The following is a 14,955-nucleotide window of genomic DNA, read 5'->3' on the forward strand; positions in this document are numbered from 1 at the left end:
ACTCCTTGACGTCTCGCGGGGATGATTTGTAGTCAGGATAGGGATATGGATCACCGGACTAGTCCTTAAAGACCGAATCGGCAAATCCCATGGCTGTTGTGACCATCGACGAACTTGCATCCCTGCTTCTCCCCGGTCAGTCGGTCGGGGGGCTCGATCTCGGCACCAAGACGATCGGCATTTCGATCTCCGATCTCGGACGCCGCTTCGCAACACCGCGCGCGGTGATCCGGCGGGTGAAGTTCGGCATGGACGCGCAGGCGCTGCTCGACATGGCGGGCAAGGAAAAGATCGCCGCCTTCGTGATCGGCCTGCCGGTCAACATGGACGGATCGGAAGGGCCCCGCGCCCAGGCGACGCGGGCATTCGTGCGCAACATGCTGCAAAAGACCGACATTCCGTTCGTCTTCTGGGACGAGCGGCTGTCCACGGTGGCGGCGGAGCGGGTGCTGATAGAGATGGATGTGTCACGAAAGAAGCGCGCCGACCGGATCGATTCGGCCGCCGCCTCCTTCATTCTTCAGGGCGCGCTCGATAGGTTGGCGTCCCTGGCAAAGGATGCGGCCTCCGGCCCGGAAGCCTGAGCCGACGGAAAACGCCTTCCATACCAGGCACGGATCTGGCGGCGCTTGCGATAGGCGATGATCGCAAAGACCAGGAGGCTGTCGAAGACCATGGCGCGCGCCACCAGCGGCGGGATTGTTTCGGGCGGGATGCCAAGGACATTGCCATAGACGGCAAAGACCAGGTCATGCGCCTGCCGGGTCAGCATGAAGATGCCGAAATTCATGTCGTAATAGGAAAGGCCATACCAGCCAGTGAGCAACAGGACCGGACAAGCCCAAAGAATGAGGAACCACTTCATGCCGTTCTCCCCTCCTGATGCGTCATGCGCTTGAACAGTACCGAAGCCCAATCGAGGGCGAGCGCGCCGAGGAGGATGACGGCGGGAACCGTCAGGTCCAGCGCAAGCGCTGCAAAAAACATCATCATGATGATCGTCAAGCCAGTTCTCACCGAACGTGCTCCATTCGCAAAATCGTTATTATTGTCTTCAAGTCACAGTCTTGCCCGTTAACCCTTCCGGCGCAATGTAAACCATTCATTAAGGTTAATTCCGGAGCTTGCGGTTGCCGTCCTGTGGGCATGCCTCTATCGCTCGCCTCCTACTCCCTTGGCCCTCTCGCTTGGACCTCCTCGCCATGACCATCATCTTCGAAAGCATCCTGCCGATCTTCCTGCTCGTCATGCTCGGCGTCTGGCTGAAGCGTCTTCCGCTCATCAATGCGACGCTTTGGGAAGGCCTGGAACAACTGGGCTACTTCGTGCTGTTTCCAGCTCTGCTGTTTTCAACCCTGGCCACGGCCGATTTTGCCGGCATGAAAGCGGACATGACGGCGCTTGCGACGATCGGCAGCGTCACCCTGATGTCGGCGGGGCTGCTTCTGCTCTGGCCGCTGCTGCGCGCCGGCCATGTTTCCCCGGCCGCCTTCACCTCCGTCTTTCAGACGGCGACGCGCTGGAACGGCTTCATGGCCCTCGCCATCGCGCAAAAACTGTATGGCCCTCTCGGCCTCAGCCTGACCGCGCTGCTGATGACCCTCGTCATCGTTCCCATCAATTTCTACTGCGTCGGGGTTCTCGTCCGCTTCAATGGCGGGTCAAGAGGGCTGACATCCTTCGCCTACCGGATCCTCACCAATCCCCTGATCCTCGCCTCGGTCCTCGGCATCCTCGTCAACGCGATGGGGATCCCGATCTACGGCCCGCTGCTGACCTCCATCGAAATGCTCGGCAGCACATCGCTCGCCCTCGGGCTGGTCATGGTCGGCGCGGGATTGAAAGCTTCGGATGCGTTGAGGCCGAGCCCCGTCGCCCTTCTTGCGGTTTTCCTGAAGCTGATCATCATGCCGGTCCTGATGGTCGGCACGAGCTATCTGCTTGGCATTCGCGGCGACAATCTCCTGGTGATCGCGCTGGGTGCCGGCGTACCGACGGCCTTGAACGGCTATCTGCTTGCCAAGCAGATGGGCGGCGACGCGCCGCTCTATGCCGCCGTCGCCACCATCCAGACGGTGGCCTCGTTCTTCACCATTCCGCTGGTGCTGACCGTGGCTGCCTATATGGCGGGCGGATAGAGCAGATCGACGATATAGGCGGAATCGAAACGCGAATCGAGCATGCCATAAGTGGAGCGCCAACCGGCCGCGAGCCTTGATTCGAGGAAGGCATCGGCAATACGCCCTGCCCCGAGCCGATAGAGCTCCGCGGCGGCAGCGGCAAGCGCCAGTTGCTCGACCAGCATGCGCGCAGCACCCTCGTCGCGCTCGCAAAGCGACATGGCCGCGCGCAAGACATCGACGGTCTTCTTGCCGGCCGGGCCGAGATCGCGGCTGATCACCTGGAACAGCAGCTCGAACAGGTCCTTGCCGCGCGTTAACACGCGGAGGACATCGAGCGCCATGACATTGCCGGAGCCTTCCCAGATCGCATTGACCGGCGCCTCGCGGTAATGCCGGGCAATCGGCCGTTCCTCGACATAGCCGCTGCCGCCAAGGCATTCCATCGCCTCGGCGATCAGCGCCGGTGCGATCTTGCAACTCCAGTATTTCACCACCGGCGTCATGATGCGGGCATAGGCCGCGTCCTCGGCACTGTCGCGGGCCTTGTCGAAAGCGTCGGCCAGACGCAGCGACAGGGCGCTGGCGGCGGCAACATCGAGCGCCATGTCGGCCAGCACCCGGGTCATCATCGGTTGGGCCATCAGCGGCTTGCCGAAAACCTTGCGGCCGCGCACATGATGGACGGCCTCTGCCAGCGAAGCCCGCATCATCCCGGCCGAGGCCAGCGCGCAATCGAGCCGCGTCAGGGTCACCATGTCGAGGATCGTGCGCAAGCCCGCATCGGGCGTGCCGAGCACGAAGCCGAACGTATCGGAAAACTCGACTTCGGACGATGCGTTCGAGCGGTTGCCGAGCTTGTCCTTCAGCCGCTGGAAGCGCAGGCCGTTGGCCGAACCGTCCTCCAGCAGGCGGGGCACGAGGAAGCAGCCGAGACCATCGCGCGTCTGCGCCAGCATCACGAAGGCATCGCTCATCGGCGCCGACATGAACCATTTATGGCCCGACAGCCGATAGATCCCCTCGCCCACCCGCTCGGCCGTGGAGGTATTGGCGCGCACATCCGTGCCACCCTGCTTTTCCGTCATGCCCATGCCGATGGTAACGGCGGATTTCTGCATCCAGGGCCGGTTCGACGAATCATATTTGCGCGACAGGATCTTGGGCGCCCATTCCTTCTGGACGGCGGGCGACGCCGAGATCGCCGCCACCGAGGCGCTGGTCATGGTGAGCGGGCAAAGATGCCCGCATTCGAGCTGCGCCGTCAGGTAGAAGCGGATGGCGCGGGCCTTGTGCGAGCGGCCGCGCTCGTCGGCAAGGTTTTCCCAGGCCGACGCATGCAGGCCGGATGTCATCGAACGGCGCATCAAGGCATGCCAGGCCGGATGGAACTCGACCACGTCCAGGCGCTCGCCGCGCGGTCCGTGCGTGCGCAGCTTCGGCACGCCCTCATTGGCCATGCGCGCCAGGTCCTGGGCCTCCGCCGAGGTCGCATAACGTCCGATCGCCTCGAAATCGTCGCGCAGAGAACGCGGCATCGATGCGGCGATATCCACCATCAACGGATCGGAGCGAAAGGCATTGATCCCCGACCAGGGTTTCGGCTGGTTCAGATCGGCGAGTTTCTGTTCGGTTCGGTTCAGAGTCATGTGGCGGTTCTAACCCAAGTCCGAATGGTTAGGAACAGGAGCCGCGGTGGATAAAGCGGCATGGCGCAACAATTTGTCCGGCACCGCGGAAAGGCCACAAAAGCATGGGGATCAGGATCGATTGCCGCCGCGCCGCCTTGCCGGCTCGGTATCCAGTCATTATAGACCCAGCCAACTCTACAAAACGAGGCGGCCCGCCATGGATTTCTTCCCGCATCGCCATCTGCTCGGCATCAAGGGATTGAGCGAACAGGACATCACGCTTCTCCTGGACAGGGCGGACGAAGCCGTCAAGATTTCCCGGCAACGGGAAAAGAAGACATCGACGCTGCGTGGCCTGACGCAGATCAACCTGTTCTTCGAAGCCTCGACCCGCACGCAGGCATCCTTCGAACTGGCGGGAAAACGCTTGGGCGCGGACGTGATGAACATGTCGGTCGGCAATTCATCGGTGAAAAAGGGCGAAACGCTGATCGATACGGCGATGACGCTGAACGCCATGCACCCGGACGTGCTGGTGGTGCGTCATTCCTCCGCCGGGGCCGCGGCACTTCTCGCGCAAAAGGTCTCCTGCGCGGTCGTCAATGCGGGCGACGGACAGCACGAGCATCCGACCCAGGCACTGCTCGATGCGCTGACCATCCGCCGGGCCAAGGGCAAGCTGTCGCGCATCATCGTCGCCATCTGCGGCGATGTCCTGCATTCGCGCGTCGCCCGCTCGAACATCCTGCTCTTGAACCAGATGGGCGCTCGCGTCCGCGTCGTCGCGCCGGCGACGCTCCTACCGTCCGGGATCGCCGACATGGGCGCCGAGGTCTACCATTCCATGGAGGAAGGCCTGAAGGATGCCGATGTGGTGATGATGCTGCGCCTTCAGCGCGAACGCATGGCCGGCTCCTTCGTACCTTCGGTACGCGAATATTTCCGCTATTACGGACTGGACGCCGAAAAGCTGAAGGCGGCCCGAGAAGATGCGCTGGTCATGCATCCCGGCCCGATGAACCGGGGCGTCGAGATTGCCTCCGAGATCGCCGACGGTCCGCAAAGCGTTATCGAGCAGCAGGTGGAGATGGGGGTGGCGGTGCGCATGGCGGTGATGGAAACGCTTCTTCTCTCGCAAAACCAGGGGCCGCGCACATGAACTCCCTCGTCCTCAACAACCTGCGCATCATCGACCCCTCGCGCAATATCGACGAGACCGGAACCATCATCGTCGAGGACGGCGTGATCGTCGCTGCCGGCGGAGACGCCCGGAACCAAGGCGCGCCGCAGGGTGCCGAGGTCCGGGATTGCAGCGGCCTTGTCGCGGTGCCGGGGCTGGTCGATGCGCGCGTCTTCGTCGGCGAACCCGGCGGCGAATATCGCGAAACCATCGAATCGGCCTCGCGGGCCGCGGCGGCCGGCGGCATTACCTCGATTATCACCATGCCGGACACCGATCCGGTCATCGACGATATCGCGCTCGTCCAGTTCGTGCAGAAGACGGCCCGTGACAAGGCTCTCGTCAATGTCTATCCCGCCGCGGCGCTCACCAAGCACCTCGACGGCGAGGAAATGACCGAATTCGGCCTGCTGCGCGAGGCCGGGGCGGTCTGCTTCACCAATGGCCGCCAGCCGGTGCACGACACGCTGATGCTGCGCCGGGCGATGACCTATGCGCGCGAATTCGGCGCGGTCATTTCGCTTGAAACCCGCGACAAATATCTGGGCGCCGGCGGCGTGATGAACGAAGGGCTGCTGGCGAGCTGGCTCGGGCTTTCCGGCGTGCCGCGCGAGGCGGAGATCATTCCGCTCGAACGCGACCTGCGCATCGCCGGGCTGACCCGGGCCGCCTACCACGCGGCAAAAATCTCACTGCCCGAATCGGCCGAGGCCATCCGTCTTGCCCGCAAGCGCGGCGCCAACGTGACCTGCGGCATCTCGATCAACCATCTGACGCTGAACGAGAACGACATCGGCGAATACCGCACCTTCTTCAAGCTCTCGCCCCCCTTGCGCGGCGAGGACGATCGCGTGGCGATGGTCGAGGCGCTTGCCGACGGCACGATCGACATCATCGTTTCCTCGCACGATCCGCAGGATGTCGATACCAAGCGCCTGCCGTTCGCCGATGCCGCCGATGGCGCAATCGGGCTGGAGACCATGCTGCCCGCGGCGCTGCGTCTCCATCACAGCGGCAGCGTGCCGCTGATGCGCCTGATCGATGCGCTCTCGACCCGTCCCGCCCGGATTTTCGAGCTTGACGCCGGAACGCTGAAACCGGGCGCCAAGGCCGATATTACCCTGATCGACCTCGACGAGCCCTGGATTTTCGGCAAGGAAGCCATCGTCTCCCGCTCGAAAAACACACCCTTCGAAAATGCCCGCTTTACCGGCCGGGCCGTGGCGACCTATGTTGCTGGAAAACTGGTTTATTCGCTCTGATCGAGCGTGTGGCTTGCCCCTCATCCGCCCTGACGGGCACCTTCTCCCCGCAAACGGGGAGAAGGACCAGACGGCGAGCTCGGAGCAAGTCCCCTCTCCCCGCCTGCGGGGAGAGGGCTAGGGTGAGGGGCAAACGTCCGCTTGGACGACATGGGGAGGAAATGCGTGTCTGATCTGTTTTCCTGGTCGCTCGGGCCTGTGCCCACGGGCATCAGCCTCCTTTTCGGCTATCTGCTCGGCTCCATTCCCTTTGGCCTCATCCTCACCCGCATGGCCGGGCTTGGCGATGTCCGTAAGATCGGCTCCGGCAATATCGGCGCCACCAATGTGCTGCGCACCGGCAACAGGAAACTTGCGGCTGCGACGCTGCTGCTCGACGCGCTGAAGGGAACTGCCGCAGCGGCAATTGCCTCACGCTGGGGGATCGAGGCTGGCATCGCCGCCGGCTTTGCGGCCTTTCTCGGCCATCTCTATCCCGTCTGGCTGGGCTTCAAGGGCGGAAAGGGCATCGCGACCTATATCGGCGTGCTGCTCGGCCTCGTGCCGATCATGGTGCTCCTGTTCGGCGCCGTCTGGCTCGCAATGGCGAAGATCAGCCGCTATTCCTCCCTCTCCGCGCTGGTTGCAACGCTTGTCGTTCCGGTTGTATTGTTGGTTTCGGGATATGGGAAGATCGGCCTCGTCTTCGCGGTGATGACCCTCATCACCTGGATCAAGCACCGGGCGAACATACAGCGGCTCTTGGCCGGCACGGAAAGCCGGATCGGGGAAAAGGGATAGGCAATGTCAAACGCCGGCGCAGGACGAAACGGGATTGCGCTGACGGAACGACAAAGGATTGCCTGGCTGAGGCTGATCCGCAGCGACAATGTCGGGCCTGCCACCTTTCGCGACCTCATCAACCATTTCGGCTCGGCCGAAACCGCGCTCGACATGCTGCCGGAGCTTTCGCGCCGTGGCGGCTCCACCCGGGCGATCCGCGTTGCCTCCGCCGAACAGGCCGAACGAGAGCTTGCCGCCGCTCATCGGTTCGGCGCCCGCTTCCTCGGCATTGGCGAGCCGGACTATCCCCCTCACCTGCGCCAGATCGACGGTGCGCCGCCGCTTCTTGCGGTGAAAGGCGATCTGGCCGCCGCCACAACGCCCTCGCTCGGCATCGTCGGCTCGCGCAATGCCTCGATCAGCGGCGCCAAATTCGCCGCCATGATCGCCCGCGATGTGGGGCGCGCCGGTTATTCGGTCATATCCGGCCTTGCCCGCGGCATCGACACGGCCGCCCATCGCGCCAGCCTCCACACGGGGACGATCGCGGCCCTGGCCGGCGGGCTCGACCAGCCCTATCCGCCGGAAAATATCGGCCTGCTGGACGAGATCACCGAAGGGCGGGGCCTGGCGATCAGCGAAATGCCGTTCGGCTGGGAACCCCGCGCCCGCGATTTCCCGCGCCGCAACCGGCTGATTGCCGGCGTCAGTCTCGGGCTTGCCGTCGTCGAGGCGGCATCGCGCTCCGGCTCGCTGATCACGGCGCGCTATGCCGCCGATTTCGGCCGCCTGGTCTTTGCCGTACCGGGCTCGCCGCTCGATCCGCGCTGCCACGGCACCAACGGCCTGTTGAAGGATGGAGCCATCGTGACAACGGAGGCCAGCGACATATTGGATGCCCTGGCGCCGGTGAGCCAGATCGATCTCTTCACGCCGCCGCGCGCGGAAGAGCCGGCCGAGCATCAGGCAGGACCGATGGCGCCGCTGCCGAACGAGAGCGACCGGGCACGGATCACCGACGCGCTCGGTCCGACGCCGGTACAGATCGACGACATCATCCGCCACACCGGGCTTTCCGCCTCGGCGGTCTATCTCGTCCTGTTAGAGCTGGATCTTGCCGGACGGCTTCATCGTCATGCCGGCGGACTTGTTTCCCTCGGCACCGACGAATGACAACTGCCGCTTGCCGGACTGGATATCGCCAGCCTCGACAAAGGCCATTTCGATCAGGTAGCACAGCATGTCGGCACCTTCATTGTCGGCAACCCCGCGAAGCTCGCCCAGCATCTGGCGGATATAGGCGATGTTCTCGCGGGCGCGCGCGTCTTTCGGGCCGGCTCCGGTTACATTCGGACTCATTGGTTTTTCCTGTTGCGCAATCATTTCGCCCGAATGCGGGCCCTATAAAGTCCGGCTGAATGCATGACGCCTTCGACGAAGCCTGCCGCATCGCCGAAAACAAAGGCAGGGCATTCTCCGATTTCATTTCCCTGAACGGATACACTCGAAAGACGATACCGCATTTATCTTTAATTGCAATAAAAACGTAATCTCTTATAGGTTGTATTGCGTTGTGGACAGCTTATTTTCGGCGCGGCACTTGACCGCGAGCGAATCCCTGTCCATGTCGGGGCATCGATATGTCCCAATGTGCCGCCTCTTTCCGGCTTGGCACAGCTTTGAACGGTTGCTTTGAGAATATGACCATGAACGTCGTCGTCGTGGAATCGCCTGCCAAGGCGAAGACCATCAACAAGTATCTCGGACCGGGCTACAAGGTTCTCGCCTCGTTCGGCCATGTCCGCGATTTGCCGGCCAAGGATGGATCCGTCCTGCCCGACGACGATTTTTCCATGCTCTGGGAAGTCGATAGCGCCTCCGCCAAGCGGATGAAGGATATTGGCGATGCGCTGAAATCCTCCGACGGCCTCATCCTGGCAACCGACCCCGATCGCGAGGGGGAAGCCATTTCCTGGCACGTGCTCGATCTCCTGCGAAAGAAGAAGCTGATCGGCGACAAGCCGGTGCGCCGCGTCGTCTTCAATGCCATCACCAAGAAGGCCGTGCTCGATGCCATGGCCAATCCGCGCGATATCGACGTCCCGCTGGTGGATGCCTATCTGGCCCGCCGCGCGCTCGATTATCTCGTCGGTTTCAATTTGTCCCCGGTCTTGTGGCGCAAGCTGCCCGGCGCCCGTTCGGCCGGTCGTGTGCAGTCGGTTGCGCTGCGCCTCGTCTGCGACCGGGAATCGGAGATCGAACGGTTCGTTTCGGAAGAATACTGGAATATCTCGGCGCTCCTGAAGACGCCGCGTGGCGACGAGTTCGAGGCACGGCTGGTTTCGGCCGATGGCAAGCGGCTGCAGGCCCGTTCCGTCACCAATGGCGAGGATGCCGGCAGGCTGAAAGCCCTGCTCGAGGGCGCCTCCTACACGGTCGACAGCATCGAGGCGAAGCCGGTCAAGCGCAATCCGTCGCCGCCGTTCACGACCTCGACATTGCAGCAGGCGGCGTCCTCCAAGCTCGGCTTTTCCGCCTCGCGCACCATGCAGGTGGCGCAGCGCCTTTATGAAGGCATCGATATCGGCGGCGAGACCGTCGGCCTGATCACCTATATGCGTACCGATGGCGTGCAGATGGCCGCAGAGGCGATCGATGCGGCCCGCGACGCGATCGCTGACCAGTTCGGCGCGCGCTATGTGCCGGAAAAGGCCCGCATCTATTCCACCAAGGCAAAGAACGCCCAGGAAGCCCACGAAGCTGTACGGCCGACCGATTTTACCCGCACGCCCGACCAGGTGAAGCGCTTCCTCGACGCCGACCAACTGCGCCTCTACGATCTGATCTGGAAGCGCGGCATCGCCAGCCAGATGGCATCGGCGGAAATCGAGCGGACGACGGCGGAAATTACCGCCGACAACAAGGGCGAGAAGGCCGGTCTGCGCGCCGTCGGCTCGGTCATCCGCTTCGACGGCTTCATTGCCGCCTATACCGACCAGAAGGAAGACGGCGAGCAGAGCGACGACGGCGACGAGGACGGCCGCCTGCCGGAAATCAACGCGCGAGAGTCTCTCGCCAGGCAGAAGATCAATTCCACCCAGCACTTCACCGAACCGCCGCCGCGCTATTCGGAAGCCACGCTGATCAAGAAGATGGAAGAGCTCGGCATCGGCCGGCCCTCCACCTATGCCGCGACGCTGAAGACGCTCAGCGATCGGGAATATGTCACGATCGACAAGCGCAAGCTGATCCCCGAGGCCAAGGGCCGGCTGGTGACGGCCTTCCTCGAAAGCTTCTTCACCCGCTATGTCGAATATGATTTTACGGCATCGCTGGAAGAAAAGCTCGACCGGATTTCGGCCGGCGAACTGAACTGGAAGGACGTTCTTCGCGATTTCTGGAAGGATTTCTTCGCGCAGATCGAAGACACCAAGGAACTGCGTGTTACCAATGTCCTCGACGCGCTAAATGAGGAACTGGCGCCGCTGGTCTTTCCGAAGCGGGAGGACGGCAGCGATCCGCGCATCTGCCAGGTCTGCGGCACCGGCAAGCTTTCGCTGAAGCTCGGCAAATATGGCGCCTTCGTCGGCTGCTCGAATTATCCCGAATGCAATTTCACCCGCCAGCTTTCCTCGGACAGCAATGGCGACGAAGCGGCCGCGTCCAACGAACCGCTGGCGCTCGGCAAGGATCCGCACACGGGCGAGGACATCACCCTGCGCTCGGGCCGTTTCGGCCCCTATGTCCAGCGCGGCGAGGGCAAGGAAGCCAAGCGCTCCAGCCTGCCCAAGGGCTGGACGCCGGCGAGCGTGGATCATGAAAAGGCATTGGCGCTCCTTTCGCTGCCGCGCGATATCGGCGCCCACCCGGAAACCGGCAAGATGATCTCGTCGGGCCTTGGCCGCTACGGGCCATTCATTCTGCATGACGGCAAATATGCGAATGTCGAAACGATCGAGGACGTGTTTTCAATCGGCCTCAACCGCGCGGTTTCGGTTCTCGCCGACAAGGCATCGAAAGGCCCGGGCGGCCGCGGTGCCGCAGCGGCCCCGCTGAAGGAAATCGGCGACCACCCCGATGGCGGGCCGATTACCGTCAAGGACGGAAAATACGGTCCCTATGTGAACTGGGGCAAGGTCAATGCGACCCTGCCCAAGGGCAAAGACCCGCAGGCGGTGACGCTGGAGGATGCGCTGCTTCTGATCGCCGAGCGGATCGCCAAGGGCGGCATCAAGCCCGCCAAGGGCAAGACGACGAAAACCGCGAAGCCGAAGGCCGCTAAGGCCGAGGGCACAGCGGCCAAGAAGGCCGTAAAGGCAACGAAGCCGAAAGCGGCTGCCAAACCCAAGGCAGCGGCAAAGGCGAAGACCGCCGCCAAATCGAAAGCGGCAGCAAAAGCCGGGAAAGACTGACCGTGACCAGACCTCCACGCGACCGAACCGAACGACCCGGCAAACCCGCAGTCCGGCTCGGGCGCGAGGGACAGAAGACGGTTGCACCGGCAGACGATACGGTGATCATCCATGGCGCCGTGCCACCGCGCGACGTTCTCTTGCGTTTTCTGGCCGACAATCCCGACAAGGCGTCGAAACGCGATATTTCCAAGGCTTTCGGGCTGAAGGGCGACAAGCGCATCGAACTGAAGGCGCTGCTGCGCGAGATGGAAGACGACGGGCTTCTGGAAAAGAAACGCAAGGCGCTGGTGCGTCCGGGCGCGCTTCCGCCGATGACCGTTCTCGACATCACCACGCGCGACAAGGACGGCGGGCTGATCGGCCGCCCGGCCGAATGGCCGGAAGATGCCGGCGTGGCGCCGGCCGTCTCCATCCGCCAGTCGGCCGTCGGCAAGGCGAAGGGCAAGGTGCCGGTCGGTGGCCTTGGCGACCGGGTGCTGGCAAAGATCTTCGCGTCCAAGGAAAATTCCGGTCCCGCCTACACGGCGCGCATCGTCAAGGTGCTCGATCGCAAGCGCAACAACAATGCGGCACTTGGCGTCTTCCGCGCATCGGCAGATGGCGGCGGGCGGATCATGCCGATCGAGAGGCGTGGCGAGGAACTGCAGGTCGATACCGGTCATGAGGGAGAGGCCAAGGATGGCGATCTCGTCGAGGTCGAGGTCCTGCGCATCGGCCGCTTCGGCCTGCCCCGCGCCGAGGTAAAGGCCGTCATCGGCTCGGTCGCGACCGAGAAGGCGATCTCGATGATCGCCATTCACGCCCACGGCATTCCCTACATTTTCCCCGACAGCGTCATCAGGGAAGCGGATGCCGCCGGCCCCGCCACCATGTCCCATCGCGAGGACTGGCGCCAACTTCCGCTGATCACCATCGATCCGGCCGACGCCAAGGACCATGACGACGCGGTGCATGCCGAAGCGGACCCCTCGCCCGACAATCCCGGCGGCGTCATCGTCACCGTCGCCATCGCCGACGTCTCCTGGTATGTCCGGCCGAAATCGGCGCTCGACCAGGAAGCGTTGAAACGGGGCAATTCGGTCTATTTTCCGGACCGTGTCGTGCCGATGCTGCCCGAGCGCATTTCCAACGAACTCTGCTCGCTGAAAGAAGGCGTCGATCGACCGGCGCTCGCCGTGCGCATGCGCTTTTCCAGCGAAGGCCGCAAGGCCGGCCATACCTTTCACCGCATCATGATGAAAAGTGCCGCCAAGCTCTCCTACAACCAGGCACAGGCGGCGATCGACGGGAAACCGGATGACCAGACCGGCCCCCTGCTGGAGCCGATCCTGAGGCCGCTCTGGCACGCCTACGGCATTTTGACACGCGGCCGTGAACGTCGGCAGCCGCTTGAGCTCAACATGCCCGAGCGCAAGATCATCCTGAAGCCGGACGGCACCGTCGACCGTGTTTTCGTGCCGGATCGCCTCGATGCCCACAAACTGATCGAGGAAATGATGATCCAGGCCAATGTGGCCGCTGCCGAGACGCTGGAACTCAAGCGCCAGCCGCTGGTCTACCGCGTCCACGACGCGCCCTCGCTTGCCAAGCAGGAGAGCCTGCGCGAATTTCTCGCCACGCTCGACCTGTCCCTGGTCAAGGGCGGCAATCTTCGCTCTAACCACTTCAACGGCATCCTGTCGAAGGCGGAAGGCGAGCCCTACGAGACCATGGTCAACGAAATGGTGCTGCGTTCGCAGAGCCAGGCGATCTACAGCCCCGAGAATATTGGCCATTTCGGCCTCAACCTGATGAAATATGCCCATTTCACCTCGCCGATCCGGCGCTATGCCGATCTGATCGTGCACCGCGCCCTTGTTGGTACGCTCGGCCTGGGCGAAGGCGGTATCACGCCGTCGGAGGAAGCGGCGCTGCAAGACATTGCCGCTGAAATCTCCACCTTCGAACGCCGCGCGATGGCGGCCGAGCGCGATACGATCAACCGGCTGATCGCCCATTACCTGAGCGAGAGGGTGAACGAGGAATTCGACGGACGCATATCAGGTGTGACCAAGGCGGGACTATTTGTCACTCTGCCGGCCTATGGCGCGGATGGATTCGTACCTATATCTACGCTCGGACGCGACTATTTCATCTATGACGAGGCGCATCAGGCGCTGTCGGGTGAGAAAACCGGACTGGGCTATCGCCTGGGCGATGACATCCGGGTCAAACTGGTGGAAGCCGTGCCGCTGGCCGGCGCGCTTCGCTTCGAAATGATCAGCGAAGGACGCAAGATGCCGACGGCTGTGCGTTCCTTCCATAAATCCGGTCGCCGGGATCGCGGTGGCGCTCGCAAGGCGCCGGGAACGCGGCCACCGCGCGGCAGGCGATAGGATGCGGCCTGGCCTCGCGTCCGAGATTGAGGATATGGACATGCAGGCAACTGACGATACCCCGCAGACCGTTCGCTTCGAGCAGACGGACAGATCCGACCGGCCGGTCGGGCAGTCGATCAGGCGCGGCTTCCTGAACGCCTGCCCTTCTTGCGGCCAAGGCAGGCTCTTCGGCCGGTTTCTCAAGACGGTCCATGCCTGCTCCTCCTGCGGCGAACATCTCGACAGGCACAGTGCGGACGATTTCCCGCCCTATATCGTCGTGACGATCATGGGGCATGTGGTCGTTGCCGGCTTCATGGCGACCGAGATGGTCTGGCAATTGTCCAATTGGGGCCATCTGGCCATCTGGCTGCCGATCACGGTCATCGGATCGCTGGCGCTTCTGCAACCGGTCAAGGGTGCCGTCGTCGGCCTGCAATGGGCCTTGCGGATGCATGGCTTCAGCGGCCATGAAGACAAGCCCGAGGATATCCTGCCGGCATTGGACCGCCCTGCGTGACGGGTACCGGCGGCCGGTCCCTCCCTGCGCCGGTCCCGCTTGACACCAAGCGCTCGCTGCGCCCGCGCGATGCCGCCTCCATCATGCTGCTCGATCGTGCCGAGGGCAGCGTGCGCGTGCTGATGGGCAGGCGCAACAAAGCCCATGTCTTCATGCCGGACCTGCACGTCTTTCCCGGCGGGCGCAGGGATGCCACCGACTACAGGCTGCTCTTCAGCAGCGACATCCATCCGGCCGTGCTCGAGCGGTTGAGAGTCGCCTGCGGCGCAAAGGCGCCCGAAAGCCGGTTGCGGGCGATCGCCCTTGCCGCCCTTCGTGAACTTCACGAGGAGGCAAGCATCGCGATCGGGCCGCAAGGCTGTGGAAACACCGGCATGTCCTTCCTTCCCGACCTTGAGAAACTGCGCTATATGGCTCGGGCGATAACCCCTCCGGGTCATCCGCGCCGGTTCGACACCCACTTCTTCGCTCTTTTCACCGACGAGGCAGGCGTGAACCCTAAGGATATCCGCGACAGCCGGGAGCTCGAGGATTTGAGGTGGATTGACGTGAACGACGTTTCAGCCGTACGCCTGCCCGACATTACACGGGTCATCCTATCGGAATTGCGGGCAAGCCTGCAGGCGGACGCGTCCCTGCCCTTTGGAAAGCCGGTGCCGTTCCACTACATGCGTCATGGACGAATGATCCGCGACCTCCTTTAAGGAT

At 63.2% G+C, this 14,955-nt stretch carries 14 protein-coding genes; 10 read left to right on the forward strand and 4 right to left on the reverse strand.

The features are described 5' to 3' along the window. Nucleotides 1-89: 89 nt before the first annotated feature. Nucleotides 90-584, forward strand: a complete 495-nt coding sequence (gene ruvX, locus ASD31_RS08165; protein ID WP_056331756.1) for a Holliday junction resolvase RuvX — start codon at nt 90-92, stop codon at nt 582-584. On the opposite strand, the gene ASD31_RS08170 is transcribed toward ruvX, so the two are convergent. Then, nucleotides 521-865 carry a DUF6105 family protein gene (locus ASD31_RS08170; protein WP_056331758.1) on the reverse strand — a complete coding sequence of 115 codons (345 nt, stop codon included), beginning with the start codon at nt 863-865 and terminating at the stop codon, nt 521-523. The two genes, ruvX and ASD31_RS08170, sit on opposite strands and share 64 nt — an antisense overlap. After that, nucleotides 862-1,005: a hypothetical protein gene (locus ASD31_RS25890; RefSeq protein WP_162251146.1), complete on the reverse strand. Its 144-nt coding sequence runs from the start codon at nt 1,003-1,005 to the stop codon at nt 862-864. The genes ASD31_RS08170 and ASD31_RS25890 overlap by 4 nt, the downstream gene beginning before the upstream one ends. Before the next feature lie 197 nt (nt 1,006-1,202). Here ASD31_RS25890 and ASD31_RS08175 point away from each other — a divergent pair, with 197 nt between their 5' ends. Beyond that, the gene (locus ASD31_RS08175; RefSeq protein WP_056331760.1) at nt 1,203-2,138 is read left to right on the forward strand and encodes an AEC family transporter; all 936 of its coding nucleotides are present in this window, start codon (nt 1,203-1,205) and stop codon (nt 2,136-2,138) included. Here the strand turns inward: ASD31_RS08175 and ASD31_RS08180 are convergent. Continuing rightward, nucleotides 2,120-3,769, reverse strand: coding sequence for an acyl-CoA dehydrogenase family protein (locus tag ASD31_RS08180; protein WP_056331761.1), 1,650 nt, complete (start codon nt 3,767-3,769; stop codon nt 2,120-2,122). The genes ASD31_RS08175 and ASD31_RS08180 overlap by 19 nt on opposite strands. 199 nt (nt 3,770-3,968) lie before the next feature. Here ASD31_RS08180 and ASD31_RS08185 point away from each other — a divergent pair, with 199 nt between their 5' ends. From ASD31_RS08185 to dprA, 4 genes are all read left to right on the forward strand, one after another. Next, the gene (locus ASD31_RS08185; RefSeq protein ID WP_056331763.1) at nt 3,969-4,910 is read left to right on the forward strand and encodes an aspartate carbamoyltransferase catalytic subunit; all 942 of its coding nucleotides are present in this window, start codon (nt 3,969-3,971) and stop codon (nt 4,908-4,910) included. Continuing rightward, entirely contained in the window at nt 4,907-6,193 is a 1,287-nt protein-coding gene (locus ASD31_RS08190) for a dihydroorotase (RefSeq protein ID WP_056331765.1), read from the forward strand. Before ASD31_RS08185 ends, ASD31_RS08190 begins: the two co-directional genes overlap by 4 nt. A gap of 150 nt (nt 6,194-6,343) precedes the next feature. Further along, complete coding sequence (gene plsY, locus ASD31_RS08195; protein ID WP_056333086.1) at nt 6,344-6,973, forward strand: glycerol-3-phosphate 1-O-acyltransferase PlsY; 630 nt, start codon at nt 6,344-6,346, stop codon at nt 6,971-6,973. 3 nt (nt 6,974-6,976) lie between these two features. Further along, the gene (dprA, locus tag ASD31_RS08200) at nt 6,977-8,128 is read left to right on the forward strand and encodes a DNA-processing protein DprA (protein ID WP_056331768.1); all 1,152 of its coding nucleotides are present in this window, start codon (nt 6,977-6,979) and stop codon (nt 8,126-8,128) included. On the opposite strand, the gene ASD31_RS08205 is transcribed toward dprA, so the two are convergent. Next, entirely contained in the window at nt 8,057-8,314 is a 258-nt protein-coding gene (locus ASD31_RS08205) for a hypothetical protein (protein WP_056331770.1), read from the reverse strand. The two genes, dprA and ASD31_RS08205, sit on opposite strands and share 72 nt — an antisense overlap. 347 nt (nt 8,315-8,661) lie before the next feature. Here ASD31_RS08205 and topA point away from each other — a divergent pair, with 347 nt between their 5' ends. The 4 genes from topA to ASD31_RS08225 are packed head-to-tail and all read left to right on the forward strand — an operon-like array spanning nt 8,662 to nt 14,951. Next, nucleotides 8,662-11,367 (forward strand): type I DNA topoisomerase, encoded by a 2,706-nt coding sequence (topA, locus tag ASD31_RS08210; protein WP_056333087.1) that lies wholly within the window; start codon nt 8,662-8,664, stop codon nt 11,365-11,367. Between the two features lie 2 nt (nt 11,368-11,369). After that, nucleotides 11,370-13,745, forward strand: a complete 2,376-nt coding sequence (gene rnr / locus ASD31_RS08215; RefSeq protein WP_056331771.1) for a ribonuclease R — start codon at nt 11,370-11,372, stop codon at nt 13,743-13,745. Between the two features lie 40 nt (nt 13,746-13,785). After that, nucleotides 13,786-14,247 (forward strand): DUF983 domain-containing protein, encoded by a 462-nt coding sequence (locus ASD31_RS08220; RefSeq protein ID WP_056333090.1) that lies wholly within the window; start codon nt 13,786-13,788, stop codon nt 14,245-14,247. After that, nucleotides 14,244-14,951, forward strand: coding sequence for an NUDIX hydrolase (locus ASD31_RS08225; protein ID WP_056331773.1), 708 nt, complete (start codon nt 14,244-14,246; stop codon nt 14,949-14,951). Before ASD31_RS08220 ends, ASD31_RS08225 begins: the two co-directional genes overlap by 4 nt. Nucleotides 14,952-14,955 lie beyond the last annotated feature (4 nt).

The sequence above is a fragment of the Rhizobium sp. Root482 genome (assembly GCF_001426565.1).
In the GTDB taxonomy this organism is placed as follows: Bacteria; Pseudomonadota; Alphaproteobacteria; order Rhizobiales; family Rhizobiaceae; genus Pararhizobium.